The following is a 16,498-nucleotide window of genomic DNA, read 5'->3' as shown; positions in this document are numbered from 1 at the left end:
TCAGCACGACGGCCTGCGGGTCGGCGGCGGCGGCGTGGAGCGCCGCCACCGCGACGGCTGCGGCCGAGTCGCGGCCTTGCGGCTCGAGGATGATGTCGGCGCCGAGGCCGACCTGCTGGAGCTGCTCGGCGACGATGAAGCGGGACTCGGCGGCCGCGATGACGCTGGCCCGGGCGAACAGGCCGGGCTCGGCCACGCGCCGGGCGGTGGCCTGGAAGGTGGATTGCTCCGGATCGACCAGCCGGGCGAACTGCTTGGGCATGCTCTCGCGCGAGGCCGGCCACAGCCGCGTGCCCGAGCCCCCGCACAGGATCACAGGGTGGATGAGGGTGGAGGGCTCGGCCATGACGGTGCCGCCGGGATCCTTCGCGGTGGCGGCTGCCGCCACCTGTGGCGCCCATCCTTTAACCCGATCCGTGCCGGCTTGTCGCGCCGCCGTCCGGCCGGTCGGTTTCAGGCCGCGGCCTCGCCCCGCGCCGCGTCCTGTGCCCCTGTCCGAGGCTCCATCCGCGCTCCACGACGCGCGGCGAGCCGCCGGGAAAGGCCCCGCCCGCCGCGGTCGATCAGGTGCGCGGCCGCCCCCGGGAGTGTCCGGGCGCCCATCAGCGAACCGAGCGTGCGGCACTGCGTGCCGAAGCGGCCCTTGAAACCTTCGTCGCCGCAGAGGAAGTCGACCGTGTGCAGGCCGTGGTCGAAGGCCCACACGATGTAGTCGATCATCAGCACGAGGCCCGGCGAGGCGCGCTCGAAATCCGGGTCGTAGGTGGTGACGAAGGCCATCATCGTGCCGTCCTGCACGAAGTTGATCGAGGCGGCGACCGGTGCCCCGTCGCATTCCAGCACGAAGACGCGCAGCAGTCCGGCCTCGTCCAGCACCCGCACCATCGCGGGCAGCGCGCGCGAGCCCTCCGCGTAGAACAGCCCCGGCGGCAGGCCGTTGGCCGCGAGCCAGGCGCGCTTGCGGTCGACGAACCAGGCGAGCAGGCGGTCGAGGGGAGCCTCCGGCGCGAGCAGACGGGAGGTTAGCGCGCCCCGCTCGGCGATGAGCTTCCGGCCCCTGCGGTGGTTCTGGCGCATCTTCTTGGCTTGCGCGTCGAACCACGCCGTCCCGCTCGGGTGAGGGCCGCAGACCCGCCAGTTCTGCTCGGTGCGATGGTTCGGCCGCAGCCGAACCCCGCCCGACCGCGCGTCGCCCAGCGCGCCAGCCCGCGCCTCCGGCCGCAGGTGGCTCAGATAGGCGAGGTCGAACCCGCCCGCGCCCGAGAGATGGGCCCACATCCGGGGCAGGAGATCGGCGCCCGCGTCGGGGGCGACGAGCGCGTCCGCGAAGTCGCTGCACGCCTTGGCGGCCCATTCGAGCACGCGCAGGCCGCCGCGGCGCACCGTGGCGAGCGCCAGCACCCCGACGAGGTCGTCGCCGCGCCAGGCCAGCACGATCATGAGACGTCGCCGCTCACGGTCCGGCACGCTGTCCCACCACGCCGAGACCCAGGCGTGGCTCTGGAAGACCAGGGCGCCGGTCGCCGCCCAGAGCCCGGTCCAGGCCGGCCCGACGGCCCGGAGCCGCTCCGCCGTCCCGACGATCTCGATCCGTTCCATCGCGCACTCCCTCTCAGGCGCTCTGCCGGGGTCGGTTCGGCTGTCCCCGCAGGCGCCGGGCGAATCGGGCGATGTGCCGGCCCATCTTCTTCAGGGGCAGGATGTAGAGCCCGGACAGCGACTGGTAGGCTGCCGCGTCGCGATCCATGATGCCGAACTTGAAGTCCTCATCCGGCTTCGGAATGCAGAGGGTCCCGAAGAGCCTGTCCCAGAACGAGAACAACAGGCCGAAATTCTTGTCGTAGTGCCGCGGATCGGTGGAGTGGTGCAGCTGGTGCCAGTGCGGGCACAGGACCACGTGGTTGAGTGCCCCGAACGAGATCTTGAAATGGGTGTGGCGCACGAAGTCCATCATCAGGATGTTGCGCATCACGTAGACGTTGACGCCGAACACCGTGACCTCGACCGGATCGAGCGCGAGCAGCGTCCAGATGCCGAAGCAGATGCCGGGAATCACCCCGTCCCAGGCGCGGTTCATCAGCTCGTCGAGCGGGTGCACCCGGTCCTTCGTGATGCCGATCATCACCTCGGCGGAGTGGTGCACCTTGTGCAACTCCCACAGGAACGGGAAGCGGTGCTGGGCGGTGTGGTAGAGGTAGTAGGACAGGTCGTAGGCGACGAGCATCGTGAGGGTGAAGATCACCACCGTCACCGGGCCGGGCTCGCCGAAGACCGGCTGGTCGATCCCGAAGAGGGCGCCGAGCCCCTTGTTGGTGGCGTAGCCGACCGCGACCACGAAGGTGATGCCGGCCGGCAGCATCAGGAACGGCATCAGCACGCGCCGCGTCACCCAGAACAGCAAGTCGGCCCGGGCCGAGGGGTGGACGATGACCTCGTGCGGGATTGCGAATTCGAAGAACTCGCGGAGGGAGTAGCGCTCGGCCGTGCGCAGGTAGGCGACGAGAGCGCAGACGAGCGCGGTGGCCAGCAGCAGCCCCGCGGCGAGCAGGTTGCCCGCGGAGACGCGCCGGATGATCGCGTCGATGAAGCTGAGGACATCGTCCATGGCGGAGCGGTTCCTTCTCGGAGCGGTCTCAGGGGGCGCGGCCCGCGGCCTTCGGCGGGATGAGGGCGTCGAGGAGCGCCGGCACCGGCCGCTCGGTTCCATCGCGGCGCGTGACGAAGCCGAAGGCGTCGGCGTAGTCCCAGTGGGTCCAGCCGATGCAGCGGCGCTCGGCAGCCCCCCGCACGGCGGCGAGCCAGCGGGCGCGGTCCGCCAGCGCAGCGGTGTCGAGGGCGCCGAACTCGTTGACGATCACGGGGCGGCGATGCCGCGCGATCCAGTCGCCGACCGGCGCGAACTGGCGGTCGATCGCCTCCGCCGTCCAGGGCTGCCGGATCTGCCCGGCGAGCTCGGCCGCGGCCTCGCGCCGGCCCTCGCGCGCGAGCCGGGCCGCGACGGCCCGGACCGCCGGGTCACCGGCGGCGGCCGGGAAGGGCAGGCCGCCGAGGAAGCGGAGCGGGTCGTCCGCGCCGCCCCAGTCGTTGCCCTGGTGGGTGAAGGCCATCGGGTCGTAGAAGTGGACGGCGTAGACGAGGCGCGGGTCGTCGAGGGGCGCGAGCGCCGCCAGCGCCTCGACCCGCTGCGGCCCGCCGGGCGACACGACGAGGATCCGGGTCGGCGCGTGGACCCGCAGGGCGGCGACGGCGCGCGGCAGCTGGCCGGCCCAGGCCTGCGCGTTCGGCGGCTCGTTCAGCACCTCGAACAGAAGGCGGTCCGGGGCGAGGCGGGCGTAGCGCCGCGCCAGCACTGACCAGGCCGCGTCGAGCATTGCCAGCGCCCGCTCGGGCTCGGCGCGGTGCAGGGCGCCGAAGCGGTCGCCCGGATGCATGTCGAGGCTGACGGTGAAGCCGGCATCGAGGAGCTGCCGCAGGGCTCCGTCGAGGCGGGCGAGCCGCTCGGCCGGGCCCGCCGCGCCGAGGGCCGGCATCAGGTGCTCGCCATCGAAGGGTAGGCGCACATGGGTCAGGCCGCGGGCGAGCAGGCGCCGCAGGAGGGCCGGGTCGGGCGGTCTCGGGTCGTTTCCCTCGATCCAGCCGGTCAGGTTGAAGCCCCGGGCGAGCCGACCGACGAGGGATGCCGGCACGCCGTCCGCCGCGCCGCTCTCCGCGCCCCCTTGCGCCGCGCCCCCTTGCGCCGCGCCCCCTTGCGCCGCGCACAGGGCAGCGCGATCCGCAGCCTGCGATGCAGCCGGCAGGCCGGACAGACCGATCAGAGCGGCGAGGACGAGCGCGCGCATCGCTGCCCTACCCGCGCCGCGTGAGCAGAAGGTAGAGGGCGTGCGGGTTCGTCACGGCGTAGCGCGGCAGCAGGCGCCTCGGTTCGAGGCTCGCCCGGTAGGCCCACTCGAAGCCGCAGCGCTGCATCCAGTCCGGCGCCCGCCGGCGCGCGCCCGACAGGAAATCGAACAGCCCGCCGGAGGTCTTGATCACGCCGACGCCGGCCAGCGCCACCCGCCAGCGCAGGGCGAAACGCTGCTCGCGGGGCACGCCCATGCCGATCCAGAGGATGTCGGGCCGCGCCCGCGCGATCGCGCGGACCTGCTCGGCCTCGTTCGCGCCATCCAGATACCCGTGGTGCGCACCGAGCAGCCGCAAGGTCGGGTAGCGCGCCCGCACGTTCGCCTCGGCCAGCGCCATGCCCTCCCGCGTCGAGCCCAGCATGTAGAAGCTCAGGTCCAGCCGCACAGCCTCCTGGGCGACGTCGTGGAAGAGGTCCGTGGTGGCGACCCGCTCGGGCAGGCGGGATGCACGCTCGCGCAGGTAGGAAGCGAAGACCAGGGGCGCCCCATCCGCGTGGATCAGGTCGCTCGACTCGAACAGGTGACGGATCTCGGGGTCGCGCGCGCAGAGCGACAGAACCTGACCGTTGGCCGAGGTGATGATGGCGGGCGGCTCGACCCGGTCCCGGCGATCGAGGGCGAGATCGACCAGCAGCGCGGTGGCCTCACGGCGCCCGTGCACCGCGATCGGCAGGCCGCCGAGCCCGACGCGCGGCACGGCCGCTAGGACAGGATCGCGGTTCGCGCTCCGCTGCGCGGCGCGCTCGACCCCGCCGGCCGTCCGGCGCGCCCGCGCCTCGTTGGGGCCAGGCTCGCGCGGCCGGAAGCCAGGGCCCGGCTGGAGGCCGGACAGGGCGCTTGGCAGGGCACTTGGCAGGGCACTTGGCAGGGCGCCTGACAGGCCGCCTGGCAGGACATTTGGCAGGACGCTCGGCCCGATACCGGGCGCCGTCGCCGGGCTGCCATCTCCGTGCGGTTCAGCCATCGCGTCGCAGCGCCTTTCGGTCGACCTTGTTGAGAATGATGCCGGCAAGGCTGCCGGGCGCGCGCTCGAACAGGTCCAGCGCCGCCCTGACATCCTCGCGGCTCGTCCTGCCCCACTCGACCACCAGGGCCGTCCGGTCGGCGTGGGCGAGGAGCAGCCGCCCTTCGACGCCGTGCAGGAGATGCGGCCCGTCGAGGACGATCAGGTCGAAGCGGCGGCGTAGGTCCGCCACGGCTCGTCCGAGCGCCGGGCTGAAGAACAGCTCGGCGGCCTTGGAGTCGTTGCGGGCGAGGCCGATCGGCAGGAAACTGATCGCGTCGACGGTTCCGTGATGGATGAAATTCCCGGGATCGGATGCATTCCGCAGGGCGTCGAGAATCCCCGGACTCTGAGCGGCACGCCGGGTGCGGGTGAGGCGCGCGTCGCGCGCGTCGACGTCGACCAGCAGGACCTTGCGGCCCTGGCGCGCGAACATCTCGGCGAGGTGCTCGGACACGGTCGACTTGCCCTCGCCCGCGAGGGCAGAGGTCACCAGCAGGGTATCGCCGCTGCGTCCCGCGACGCCCCCGTCGAGCCCCGGCAAACCGCTGCCGGAGTGCAGCGGCAGGGCGAGCATCCGGATCGCCTCGTCGAAGCGCGCGTGCTCGCGGCTGTCGCCGGTGAGGCGCACATGGCCGGGCCCGGCGACCTGCCCGCCGACCCGGCTCCCACCCCGATCCCGCGGGAACCGGCTCGCCGTGACCCGCGGCAGCGTCCCGAGCAGCGGCACGCCGAGTCCGCGCTCGATCGCACCCGGATGGCGAAGGCCCGGCTCCATCGCCTCGGCGGCGGCCGCCGCCCCGAGCCCAAGTACCAGCCCGCCCGCGAGGGCGACGACCAGCATCAGGCCGGTCTTGGGCGCGCTCGGCCGGAGCGGAGGGGCCGCCGGCGTCAGGATCCGTGCCTCGCTGCTGACGAGGTTCTGCTGCTCGCTCGTCTCCTTCTGGCGCAGCAGAGACTGCTCTAGGATGGTCTTGCTGGCCTGGGCCTCGCGCTCCAGCTCCGCCAGCCGCACCTGCGCCTGGGCGCGCCGCGCGGCCTGCCCCTTGAGGCGATCGAGGCTCGCCGAGAGGGTGCGCTCGCGCGCGGCCGCCGCCTCGGCCTCGTTGCGCAGCCCCTGCGCGAGGCGGCCGATCTCGGTCCGGATCTGGCCCGCGACGGTGCGGACCTGCGCCTCCGCCGCGCCGACGGCCGGGTGGCGCGGCCCCAGATTGTTGCGAAGATCCGCGAGCTGCGCACCGAGCTGGGCGTATTGCTGGCGCAGATTCGTGACGACGCTCGATTGCAGCGCCTCGGCGAGCGTGCCGCCGCCCTCGGCGCCGGCCGCCATGGCGCGCCGTGCCTGTGCGTAGCGCGCGCCGGCCTCCGCCCCCCGCGCCTGCGCCTGGGTCAGCTGCTGGCTCTGCTCGGCGATCTCCCGGTCCAGAAGCGTCTGGGCGGCGCCGAGATCGACGATTCCGTTCTGGTTCTTGAAGGTGGAGACCGCGCGCTCGGTGTCGCGGGCCCGGCCCCGCAGATCGTCGAGGCGCGCGCCCAGCAGCCCGGAGGCGCTGCGGGCCGCATCGAGCTTCTGGCGCTTCTGGTCCGCCAGATAGGCGTCGGCCAGCGCGTTGCCGACCTGCGCCGCGGTCTCGGCGGAACCCGAGCTGTAGGCGATCTCCAGCACGTAGGTGAGGCCGCGGCGGCGCACGCGCAGGCGCTCCGAGAAGCGCTGAAGCACGCGCTCCCGCTGCTCCGCCGCGCTCGGCTCCCGGTGGGCGAGGCCGAACAGGCCGCGCAGGCTCTCCGTGGCGTGCTCGATCGCGGAGGGCTCGGTCAGCTCGCCGCCGCGATCGAGCCCGAGCTCGGCCACGACGCGCTTGGCGAGCGTGGAGGATTCCAGGATCTCGACCTGACTCTCCACCGCCGCGGCGTCCGAGCCGATCCCGCCGAGCACGGCGTCGGATTGCGTGACCTTCTGCGTGCGCGGATCGACGATGAGGATCGCAGTGGCGGTGTAGGATTTCGGGATCAGCGAGAGGACGAGCGCGGATGCGACGACACAGAGCAGCGCGACGCCCGCGATCATCCGCCAACGCCGGCCGAGGAACTGCCGGGCCGCGGCGAGGTCGACGATCGCGTCCGAGCTGCCTCCGGAGCGGGTCCGGTCGATCCGCGTCAGAGGATCGGCGCCCGCGACGGGGAAGAAGTGTTCAACCATCCCGATCTTCAGCTTCTGCGTGCGTGTCGTCGGCGTACCAGCATTCCCCAGAGCGGTCTGAGCCTCATGGGATATTACCTGAAGACGAACTCCTGTTATTCCAGATGCGCATCGCGTCGCGAAGAGGTCTTTGTGTAAAATCTGGTTAACAACGCTCGGATGCGCCAGAAAAAGTACCCGTGTAAAACTACGTAGATCGCTCAGCGGTCGTATTCGTTGATTGCGAGCGGTGGGTTGGATCGCGCCGTCGCGCCCCTATTTCAGGGTGCGACGACGGCGAACGGCCCGCACGACCCGGCGGCCTCCCGGAGGATCGGCGAAGCGTGGAGTCTTCCATTTCGGACAGTTTGCCGCAGGAACGGCGCACGGTGCCGCGGGCGGTGCTGGAGCACGCGCTGTTCCTGACGATCGCCGTCGCCCTGGTCGGTGTGCCGATCGTGGCTCACCTGGCCAGCCCCGCGGCGGCGATCGCCCTGTGCGCCGCGGGCTCCGTCGTCGCGGCGGTCTACGTGCGGGCCGCGATACCGGCCCTGCTGATCGTCGCGTTCCAGTTCCAGAACCTGTTCGTGTCGCTGGTCTCGCCCTGGCTCGCCGACACGCCGGCCTTCAACGCCGCCCGCGGCTACAATTTCATCATCACGGCGAGCGTCTGGCTGTGGATCATCGGCGGCTACTGCCTCGCCCCCCGCGCGCGGAGCCGGCAGCTCGACGCCCTGCTCTGGCCGAGCGTGCTCGCGCTCGGGGTGATCGGCCTCTATTTCGGCCTCGGCCTCGCCCGCGATCCCTACGCGGCGGTGGTCTACCTGCGGAACGCCGTCACGCCCTTCCTGGTGTTCCAGCTCACCCTGGTGATTGCCGCGGACGGGCCGGGCGACCGGCTGCGCTTCCTGCGCGCGCCCGTCTACCTGCTCCTCGCCTACGGTCTCGCCGAGTTCCTGGCGCGCGACGCGCTCTTCGACCTGATCCAGGCGAACAGCTACATGACGTTCAGCCTCGCCGACATCGCGCGCTCGGGCGAGTGGATCGAGACGATGCGCAAGACCGGGCGCGTGCTGCGCGACCTGCAGGACACCCAGATCGTCTCCTTCCTGAATACGGACCTGTTCGGCTTCTCCGCGATCCGGATGTACCGGATGCTGGGGCCAAACTTCCACGCGATCAGCTTCGGCTACGGCCTTCTGCTCGCCGCCTTCCTGCTGCTGCGCTGGCGCCAGCCCGTCCTGTTCTGCCTCGCGGTGGGGCTGCTGGTGCTCGTCGGCGCGAAGGGGGCGCTGATCTGCCTCGCCCTGTGCTGCGCGGCGCTCCTCCTCGACCGCGTGCGCCCGGCGGCGACGCTGCCGGTCTTCCTCGCCGTGCTCGGCCTCTACGCCAGCGCGGTGATCGTGACGGGGCGTGCGAGCGGCGACTACCACGTACTCGGGCTGTTCGGGGGGCTGCACGCCTTCCTGGGCGCGCCCTGGGGAGCGGGCCTCGGGGCCGGCGGCAACCTCGCGGGCGACGCCACCCGGATCGACTGGGAGAAGGCGCAGGCGATCGGGCGCACCGACTGGCCGGTGGAGAGCGCATTCGGCGTGCTGCTCTACCAAGTCGGGCCCGGAGTGCTCGTGCTCTGCGCCGTGCCGCTCTGCGCCGCCCTCGCGGCCTGGCGCCTGTCACGGGCCGTACCGGGTCGCGACCGGATGCGGTCCCTCCGGCTCTTCGCCCTCGGCACGCTCGCGGTGACGCTGAACGGGCTGTTCCAGGAGGAGGCCCTGTTCGCGCCCCTCGCTCTCGGCGGCATGATGATCGCCCTGGCCGACCGCCTCGGCGATGGGCTGTCACGGGTGTCATCCGGCGCGGATGTCCGCACCGCGGGCGCACCGGAACCTTCGGCACAGGGGAGCCCGGCGTGAGGGGCTTCGCCCTGGCGCGGCTGGGCGACCTCCGGGCCCGGGCGGGCCTGCGCGATCTCGCCCTTGCGCTCGTCCTCAAGGTCGGCGGCTCGGGCCTCGCCTTCCTGATGCTGACGCTCGCCGCCCGGGCCATGGGGCTGCACGAGTTCGGCGTGTTCGCTTACTGGTTCAGCGCCCTCTCCTTCGCCGCCGCCGCCGTCCTGCTCGGTCAGGAGGCCGCGATCATGATCGACTGGCAGCGGGGGCTCGACGCGGGCGGACCCGCTTCCGCCCTGGCCGCGCTCCGGCGCTCCGGCCTCGTCGTGCTGCTCGCCGGGCTCGCCGGGGGCGCCGCGACGGCGTGCGCCGGCCATCTCGCGGGGGCGGGCTGGCTGTTCTCGGGCCTCGCCGGCGCCTTCGCGGCGCTGCTCGCGGGCCTCGTCTACGGCACCCACGTGGCCCGGGTCGTCGCGGGCATCGCGCGGGGCGACGGGCAGTTCGAGCTGACCTGGCGCTTGTTCCCGACCGCGGGCGCGGCGCTGGCGCTCGTCGCGGGTCTGCCCTTCCACGCCGAGACCTTCTTCGCCTGCGCGACCGGGGGCATCCTGGTGGCGCTGGTGATCCAGGGTCTCGGCATCGCCGCGGCCCTGCGGGATCTGCCCACCGGGGCGGGGATCGCCGGGCGCACGGCCGCGCCCGTGGCGGCGGCGCGCGATTCCACCCGGGCCTGGATCTCGCGCTCGGCCAAGCTCTGGCTCGGCGGCGTGCTGGACGCGGCGAACCAGTACGTGGACGTCTTCCTGATCGGCCTCCTGCTGAGCCCGGTCGAGGCCGGCCTGTATTACGCGGCCGCCCGCCTCGCCGCCCTGTTCGCGATCGTCTCGGCGGGCCTGCACGTCTTCTCCAGTCGGGAGATCGCGCGCCACGCCGCCGACCCCGCCGGCCCCGGCATGCGCGAGGCGCTGCGCCTCGTCGGCGGCGCGACGGCGCTCGCGGTCGGCGGCGGCGTCCTCGTGGTGGCGACCGGCGGCCAGCTGCTCCTCGACCTGTTCGGGCCAGCGTTCCACGCGGCCTACCTCCCGCTGGTGATCCTGACCGTCGGCGTGGCGGCGATCGCGCTCGGCGGTCCGGTCCCGGCGGTGATGCGGCTCACCGGCCACGAGGCCGCCTACGCGCGGATCGCCGGCCTCTTCGTTCTCGTCCGCTGCACCTGCGTCGCCGCCGCCTCGCTCGCCGACGGTCTGACCGGCGCCACGCTCGCGAGCGCCCTCTGCTCGATCGCCTGCGCGGTCGTCCTCAACGCGTCCTGCCGCAGGCGCGTCGGCATCGACCCCTCGGTGTTCGGCCTCGTCGGCGCGGGCCGAGCCCGCGGAACGGTATTATGAGGCCATCGATGTGCGACGCCGGCAGCGACACCCTGCTCCCCGCAAGGCCCGCAACCGGCCCGCACGTCCTGCTGATCCAGCCGCAGGCGGAGAATGCCGGCGCCCAAGCCATCGCCCGCATGCTGGCCACGGCGCTGGCGGACCGGGGCTACCGCACCGGGCAGCTCTTCTTCTACCGCAAGACCGGCGCCTTCGATGCCGATCCGGACGTCGCCTTCTGCGCGGCCAAGCGGCCGCGCACCCCCCTGGCCTTCGGTCGCTTCTTCATCGATCTCGTGCGCCGCCTGCGCCGCGCACGGCCGGACGCGGTGCTCTGCTTCCAGCACTACGGCAACATCGTCGGCGCCGTCGCCGCGCGGCTCGCCGGCGTGCCCGTGGTGATCGCCAACCAGAACTCCGCCCGCGACACCACCCCGCCCCGGGCCCGGCTGGTCGACCGCTGGCTCGGCGGCCTCGGCCTCTACGGTCGGATCGTGGTGAACTCGCACGATTCGGCGGGCGACCTCACGGATTACCCGGCGCGCTACCGCGCCCGCGTGGTCCATATCGACCACGGCTTCGTCGGCCGCGGCAGCGACCTGACGCCGGCCGAGGCACGCGCCGGCCTCGGCCTCACCGTCCCGCCGGGCGGCCGCCTGCTCGGCTGCGTCGCGCGCCTGCACCCGCTGAAGAACCTGGCGGCGGCCGTGCGCCTGCTGCCGCACGATCCCGCCTGGCACCTCGCGCTGGCGGGCCAGGGCGAGGAGCGCGACGCGCTGGCGGCGCTCGCCGACCGGCTCGGCTGCGGCGCGCGCCTGCACCTCGTCGGCGAGCTGCCGCCGGACCGGGTCGGCGACTTCCTGCGCGCCCTCGACGCGTTCGTCTTCCCGTCGCGCGCCGAGACCTTCGGCCTCGCGGCGGTCGAGGCGGCCCAGGCCGGCGTGCCGGTCGTCGCCAACGCCCTGCCGGTGCTGCGGGAGGTGCTGGCGACGGGCGAGGGGCCCTGCGCGCTGTTCGTCGATACCGAGGACGATGCCGCCTTCGCCGAGGCGGTGCGCCGGCTCGAGCGCGAGCCGGATCTCGCGGCCCGCCTCGTGCGCAGCGGCCGCGGGCTCGCCGGACGTTTTCCGGTCGACGCGATGGCAGGGGCCTATGACGACCTCCTGCGCGCGCGGATCGCGGAGGCGCGCGGCGCGTAGACGCGTAGACGCGTCGCGGGATGCATTCCGCGCTCGGTCGCGAGCCGCGCAACGTGCGGAATACTGTTTTCATCCCCGAATTTCTTCTGTGTATGCTGGGCGCCACCGGGTTCAGCGACGATCCGGACGGTGCTATGCGCCTGAAGCGTGACGATCGAACAGGCCATTGCAGCCCGCAGGGGGGAGCCGGGTCCGTACCCGGCCCCGGTCCTCTGCCTGCCCCGGGGCGGCCTGCGGCACTGGCACCTGCGCCTCGCCGAGGGATTGCGGGCCGCGGGGATGCGCCCGCGCCTCGCCTGGACCGAGGCCGAGCCCGCGCCGGCCGGTATGGAGACCCTGTTCGCGCTGGAGCGCCTGCTCCAGCCCCGTCCCGGCCCCCGCCCGAGCGAGCGCGCGACCGCCGCCGGATTGCCCGAGGCTGACGGCAGCGGCGTGCGCATCGTCCTGCCGGGTGCGGCGGAGGGCGGCGCGGCGCTCGGCATCCTGTTCGACGGACGCCCCGGCGAGGCGGGGCTGCTGCAGGCCCTGCTGCGGGGCGGTGCGCCGCTGGTCGAGATCGTCGACGGCGACACGGTGCTCGCCCACGGGCGGCCCTCGCTCGAGGCCGCGGCCAACCTCTGCGAAGCCTACGAGACGGTGACGGCGCGCCTCGTGCCCCTCATCGTGTCAGCCCTGTTGCGGCCGGCGCCCTCGGCGCCCGCGCCCCCCCGGCTCGACCGGGGACGCCCACTCGCCGCGCACGCCCTGCGGCGGCTGGGGCGGATGGTAGCGCGGCGCCTCTATCATCTCTGCTTCTACGCCCCGCACTGGCGCACCGGCTGGCGCTTCAGCCGGGGCGCCACAGTCTGGGACAGCGGCTCGCTCGGGGGGGAGCCCTGGCGGGTCCTGCCGGATCCCGGCCACCGCTTCTACGCGGATCCCTTCCTGTTCCACGGGCAGGGGCAGACCCACCTCTTCGTGGAGGATCTCGACCACCGTACGGGCAAGGGCGTGATCTCGGCCGTCGCCTTCGGGCCCGACGGGCCCCGCGGCACACCGAGACCGGTGCTGGAGGAATCCTTCCATCTCTCCTACCCGTTCGTCTTCGAGCACGGCGGCACGGTCTGGATGATCCCCGAGACGTCGCAGAACCGCACGGTCTCGCTTTATCGGGCGGATCCCTACCCGCATCGCTGGATCCGAGAGCGCGACCTCCTCACCGACATCGTGGCGAGCGACGCGACCCTGATCCGGTTCGCGGGCCGCTGGTGGATGTTCGCGACCCTGCACGACGGCGCGGGCGCGCACTCGGACATGCTGGGCCTGTTCTTCGCCGACGACCTGTTCGGTCCCTGGCGGCCGCATCCCGCCAACCCGCTGCTGATCGATGCGGGCGGGGCGCGCCCGGCCGGGGCCATGCTGGTGCGCGGCGGCCGGCTCTGGCGACCGGTCCAGGACTGCACGCGCCTCTACGGCGGCGCCCTGGGCCTTGCCGAGGTGACCACCCTGACCGAGACGGCCTTCGCCCAATCGGTGCGCACCCGGCTCGCGCCGGGCCCTGCCTGGCCGGGCCGCCGCCTGCACACGCTGAACGCGGCGGCCGGCCTCGAGGTGATCGACGGCTCCGCCGCCCCGCTCCGGCTGTTCCACCGGCCCTGAACCCGGACCGGTTGCCCCGAGCGTCAGCGCGCGGGCAGCGCGCGGATCGGCGAGGCGCGCAGCAGCGCGGTCGGATCGAGCCCGAGGGCGTCGGCGATCTCGCCGAGCGCCGTCGCCTCGACGGGCGCGATGCCGTCGTGGTCCGCCACGTCGGCGGCGATTAGGAAGACGCTCTCGCGCTGCTCCGCCGCGCGCCCGGAGATGCGGGCGACAGCGCGCAGGTTCTCGGCGCGACCCGCCCGGGTGCGGGCGCGGGCGATGCCGTCGTAGAGCTCGGCCTCGAGCATCAGGCCGTCATAGCCCTTCTCCAAGACCGGGTTCGCCCGCAGGCCCGCGAGCGCCGTCTCGAACTCCGTGCCGGCGACCTCGCCGTCGGCCACCATCACGTTGGCGGCGGCCGAGACGCCGGCCAGCATCAGTTCCTTGTCACCCGCATAGGCGGTGACGGTGCGGGACAGGCGGTCGAGGAGGTCGGCGAACGGGAGCATGGGACGGGCAAGCGCTGCGGTTTCGGATCGATCGAGCCCGGATAACGCGCCAGGGGCGGGAAAGCCGCAGGCCGACGCCCGCGAAAAGCGGACCGGACACATGCCGGAAACGCGCGCGGCCGACACTGCATCGGCCGCGTCGCGATCCTCGACACGGCCGACGGGCCGTCCCCGACGCCCCCCTCCGAAGGGGACGGCCCGCCACCACCGGCCTAGGCGCCGCGGACCGCAGGATCCGCCGCGCCCTCCGTTTCGCGCGCGAGCGCGTCGACGACGGCCGAGAGAGCCGCCCGCCGCCCCATTCCCGTCGACCGGGCACTCTCGAAGATGCGGATCTGCCGGTCGGCGCTCGTGCCCTCGGCCGCGATCCGGCGCGCGTCGGCGCAGATCTCGGCGCAGCCCAGCGCCGCCGCGTCCTCGGCGATCAGCGCCAGCAGGCTCTCCAGCGCCGCCGGCACGGGCACGGCGCGCTCCGCCGCCTCGTCGATGAGCGCCGCCCGCACGCCGTCCCGTTCGGCCCGCCAGAGATTCTCGGTGATGAAACCGCGGGACGCCCCCGTGAGCCTGCTGTTGAGACCGGGATCGCGCTCGATCCGCCGCACGAGGCAGCGGAACAGGGCCGCGATCGCCAGCGCGTCGGGTAGATGCGGGCAGGAATCGGCGATGCGCAGCTCCAGCGTCGGGTATTTCGGCGAGACGCGCAGGATCCACCAAAGGAAGCTCGCATCCGCGACCGCCCCGGTGCGGGTCATGATCCGCACGTAGCGGGCGTAGTCCTGGGCATCGTCGAAGAGGTCCGGCAGCCCCGTGCGCGGCAGTTCGGCATAGACCCGCAGACGGTAGGCCGCGAGCCCGGTCGGCCGGCCCTGCCAGAAGGGCGAGCCGGCCGAGAGCGCGAGCAGGAGCGGCGCGAAGGGCAGAAGCCGGTTGGCGAGGCCCACGCGGGCCTCCGGATCGGCCACCGCGACGTGGACATGCGTGCCGCAGACCACGCTGCGCCGGCCGACCATGCGCAGGTCCCCCAGGATGCCGTCGTAGCGCTCCGCATCCGTCGCCCGCAGGTGCCGCCACAGGGCGGTGGGATGCGTCCCCGCCGCGAAGACAAGGACCCCGTGCTCGCGCCCGATCGCCGCGAGCGCCTGCCGCGCACGCCGCAGACACTCCTCCGCCTCACCGAAGCGGTCCGAAGGCGGCGAGCAGATCTCGATCTGGCTCTCCAGCATCTCGCGCTCGGCATTCGCCACGCGCGACTCGACGGAGGCGTGGAAATCCCGAACCTGCGGTCCGGGGCTGCCGCGCGTCCGGGCATCGGCCAGGAAGAACTCCTCCTCGATGCCGAAACTGTAGGCGTGGCTCATGCCGTCTCTCCCGGCCCCGTCGAGCCGGCGCGGCAAGTTCCGCGCCGGAGCGTGCGTGCCAGGAAGCGCGTCAGCGCCAGAAGGGTTTCACGTCGGCCAGATCGTCGTGGGCCTCGGCGGCCTTCTCAAGGAGCGTGCCGGCCTCTGCCTCCTTGTCGGCGGCGGTCAGGCCCGCCGCGAAGGCGACGGCCGGATCGGCCGCGCCGTCCCCCGGCAGGGCGAGGGCCGCCATCACGGTGTGGGCCGTGGCGAGGTCGTTCAGCGCGCCGAGATGGTCCTGCAGGTCGGAGAGCGCGTCACCGAAGGCCTTGTGGCGCTTGCGCGCCTTCTTCGACCCGTAGAGGCCGGCGAAGAACTCCGCACCGTAGCGCAGCTTCTTGGCGGCGATGCGGACCCGGTGGCGCTCCTCCGGATCGAGGCGGTCGAGATGCCGGCCGCGCCGCTTCACGCGACGGCTGAAGCGGTCGAGCACCCGAGCGGCGAAGTCGCGGGCAGGTTCGTCCGCGCCCGGCGCCTCGCGCCAGAGTCCGGTCTCGATCCAGGCGACGAGGTCGATGAGGAGAGCGCGCCATTCCGGCGCGTCGAGGGTCGCCATCACCGCGGCGTAGGCGCGGGCGTGCTCAGCCTCCAGACGCTCGCGCAGCGCCAGAAGGCCCGGCTCGTCCGGCCGCCGCTCGATCTCGGCCGGCAGGGTGGTGGCGAGGAAGACGTCGAGATTGCGCGCCTGCCCGAAGGGCTCGGTGACGCGCTTGATCTCCTCGCTCAACGCGGTCGCGCGCAAGTCGCCCTCAAGGATCGGCTTGAACAGCGAGAATGCCGAGCGCAGGCGGCGGAGCGCCACCCGCATCTGGTGCAGCGCCTCGGCGGGCCTGGCGGCCAGGAACACCTCCTCGTTGAGGCGCAGCTGGCGCAGGCAGGCCAGCGCGATCAGCCGGAAGGCGTCGGCCGCGCGCGCGTCCTCCGGTATCGCGACCGGCTCGGCCTTGCGGGGGCGGAGCGACCGGCCGTCCACGAGCGCGTAGCCGCGCTCGCTCTTGGCGCGCGCGCCGAGCCGCAGGGGCACCGTCTCGGCGAGCGCCTGGGCAAGGGCGAAGAGGTCGCCGGCCGAGCCCGATTCGAGCTCCAGTTCCAGCTCGCTGAGCGTCGTGTCGCCGCTCGCGGGCGTCTCGACCCTGCCTGCGTCGAGGGTCGCCAGGATGCGGGACGCGCCATACTCCAGCGGGTGCTCGGCCCGCATCACCACGGTGCTGAACAGCGGGACGAGGGCGGGCTTCTTCGCTCCCTCCAGCACGCCGTGGACCGGCGTGTCGGCGAAGGCCTCCCGGTCCGGCGTCTCGCCCGCGACCGGCACCTCCCACTCGGCCCGGTCGAACAGGCCGACCCCGCCCTCGCCGGACTTCACGGTCTGCACAAAGGTCTCGCCCTTGCGCGCGGCCGGGCTGACGCTCCGGGTCCGGCGCAAGGGCGAGACCTTT

13 protein-coding genes are annotated in these 16,498 nt (G+C 73.3%); 4 read left to right on the top strand and 9 right to left on the bottom strand.

Annotated features, from left to right (window positions below; translation table 11 throughout):
- The 6 genes from MFF54_RS25090 to MFF54_RS25065 all read right to left on the bottom strand — a co-directional run.
- On the bottom strand, positions 1 to 346 hold a 346-nt coding region (locus MFF54_RS25090), incomplete at its 3' end, for a sugar phosphate nucleotidyltransferase (protein WP_283206320.1).
- A 107-nt stretch (positions 347 to 453) separates the two neighbouring features.
- Entirely contained in the window at positions 454 to 1,599 is a 1,146-nt protein-coding gene (locus tag MFF54_RS25085) for a GNAT family N-acetyltransferase (protein ID WP_238306921.1), read from the bottom strand.
- 13 nt (positions 1,600 to 1,612) lie between these two features.
- The gene (locus MFF54_RS25080) at positions 1,613 to 2,605 is read right to left on the bottom strand and encodes a sterol desaturase family protein (RefSeq protein WP_238306920.1); all 993 of its coding nucleotides are present in this window, start codon (positions 2,603 to 2,605) and stop codon (positions 1,613 to 1,615) included.
- 28 nt (positions 2,606 to 2,633) lie between these two features.
- Positions 2,634 to 3,839, bottom strand: a complete 1,206-nt coding sequence (locus MFF54_RS25075) for a glycoside hydrolase family 5 protein (protein ID WP_238306919.1) — start codon at positions 3,837 to 3,839, stop codon at positions 2,634 to 2,636.
- Positions 3,840 to 3,846: 7 nt separating this feature from the next.
- The gene (locus MFF54_RS25070; RefSeq protein WP_238306918.1) at positions 3,847 to 4,866 is read right to left on the bottom strand and encodes a WecB/TagA/CpsF family glycosyltransferase; all 1,020 of its coding nucleotides are present in this window, start codon (positions 4,864 to 4,866) and stop codon (positions 3,847 to 3,849) included.
- Positions 4,859 to 7,105: a GumC family protein gene (locus MFF54_RS25065; RefSeq protein WP_238306917.1), complete on the bottom strand. Its 2,247-nt coding sequence runs from the start codon at positions 7,103 to 7,105 to the stop codon at positions 4,859 to 4,861. The genes MFF54_RS25070 and MFF54_RS25065 overlap by 8 nt, the downstream gene beginning before the upstream one ends.
- Before the next feature lie 323 nt (positions 7,106 to 7,428).
- Between MFF54_RS25065 and MFF54_RS25060 the strand changes: the two genes are divergently transcribed.
- From MFF54_RS25060 to MFF54_RS25045, 4 genes are all read left to right on the top strand, one after another.
- Complete coding sequence (locus tag MFF54_RS25060) at positions 7,429 to 8,997, top strand: hypothetical protein (RefSeq protein ID WP_238306916.1); 1,569 nt, start codon at positions 7,429 to 7,431, stop codon at positions 8,995 to 8,997.
- The gene (locus tag MFF54_RS25055) at positions 8,994 to 10,361 is read left to right on the top strand and encodes a lipopolysaccharide biosynthesis protein (RefSeq protein ID WP_238306915.1); all 1,368 of its coding nucleotides are present in this window, start codon (positions 8,994 to 8,996) and stop codon (positions 10,359 to 10,361) included. Before MFF54_RS25060 ends, MFF54_RS25055 begins: the two co-directional genes overlap by 4 nt.
- An 8-nt stretch (positions 10,362 to 10,369) precedes the next feature.
- Positions 10,370 to 11,539, top strand: coding sequence for a glycosyltransferase family 4 protein (locus MFF54_RS25050; RefSeq protein ID WP_238306914.1), 1,170 nt, complete (start codon positions 10,370 to 10,372; stop codon positions 11,537 to 11,539).
- 147 nt (positions 11,540 to 11,686) lie between these two features.
- Positions 11,687 to 13,177 (top strand): glucosamine inositolphosphorylceramide transferase family protein, encoded by a 1,491-nt coding sequence (locus MFF54_RS25045; protein WP_238306913.1) that lies wholly within the window; start codon positions 11,687 to 11,689, stop codon positions 13,175 to 13,177.
- A gap of 23 nt (positions 13,178 to 13,200) precedes the next feature.
- On the opposite strand, the gene MFF54_RS25040 is transcribed toward MFF54_RS25045, so the two are convergent.
- The 3 genes from MFF54_RS25040 to MFF54_RS25030 all read right to left on the bottom strand — a co-directional run.
- Positions 13,201 to 13,665, bottom strand: a complete 465-nt coding sequence (locus tag MFF54_RS25040; protein WP_238306912.1) for a tellurite resistance TerB family protein — start codon at positions 13,663 to 13,665, stop codon at positions 13,201 to 13,203.
- 212 nt (positions 13,666 to 13,877) lie between these two features.
- Positions 13,878 to 15,023, bottom strand: coding sequence for a carboxylate-amine ligase (locus MFF54_RS25035; RefSeq protein WP_238306911.1), 1,146 nt, complete (start codon positions 15,021 to 15,023; stop codon positions 13,878 to 13,880).
- Between the two features lie 70 nt (positions 15,024 to 15,093).
- Positions 15,094 to 16,498: CYTH and CHAD domain-containing protein (locus MFF54_RS25030; protein ID WP_238306910.1), on the bottom strand; the 1,405-nt coding region annotated here is incomplete at its 5' end.

It is taken from the genome of Methylobacterium gregans (genome assembly GCF_022179245.1).
Lineage (GTDB): Bacteria > Pseudomonadota > Alphaproteobacteria > Rhizobiales > Beijerinckiaceae > Methylobacterium > Methylobacterium gregans.
Note: the sequence above shows the minus strand (reverse complement) of the source record. Positions and strands in the feature narration are given on the sequence as shown.

What these genes read in the sequence shown, in the direction of transcription:
- MFF54_RS25085 (WP_238306921.1), bottom strand. Translation starts at nt 1,599, where the DNA reads ATGGAACGGATCGAGATCGTCGGGACGGCGGAGCGGCTCCGGGCCGTC.
- MFF54_RS25080 (WP_238306920.1), bottom strand. Translation starts at nt 2,605, where the DNA reads ATGGACGATGTCCTCAGCTTCATCGACGCGATCATCCGGCGCGTCTCC.
- MFF54_RS25075 (WP_238306919.1), bottom strand. Translation starts at nt 3,839, where the DNA reads ATGCGCGCGCTCGTCCTCGCCGCTCTGATCGGTCTGTCCGGCCTGCCG.
- MFF54_RS25070 (WP_238306918.1), bottom strand. Translation starts at nt 4,866, where the DNA reads ATGGCTGAACCGCACGGAGATGGCAGCCCGGCGACGGCGCCCGGTATC.
- MFF54_RS25065 (WP_238306917.1), bottom strand. Translation starts at nt 7,105, where the DNA reads ATGGTTGAACACTTCTTCCCCGTCGCGGGCGCCGATCCTCTGACGCGG.
- MFF54_RS25050 (WP_238306914.1), top strand. Translation starts at nt 10,370, where the DNA reads ATGTGCGACGCCGGCAGCGACACCCTGCTCCCCGCAAGGCCCGCAACC.
- MFF54_RS25040 (WP_238306912.1), bottom strand. Translation starts at nt 13,665, where the DNA reads ATGCTCCCGTTCGCCGACCTCCTCGACCGCCTGTCCCGCACCGTCACC.
- MFF54_RS25035 (WP_238306911.1), bottom strand. Translation starts at nt 15,023, where the DNA reads ATGAGCCACGCCTACAGTTTCGGCATCGAGGAGGAGTTCTTCCTGGCC.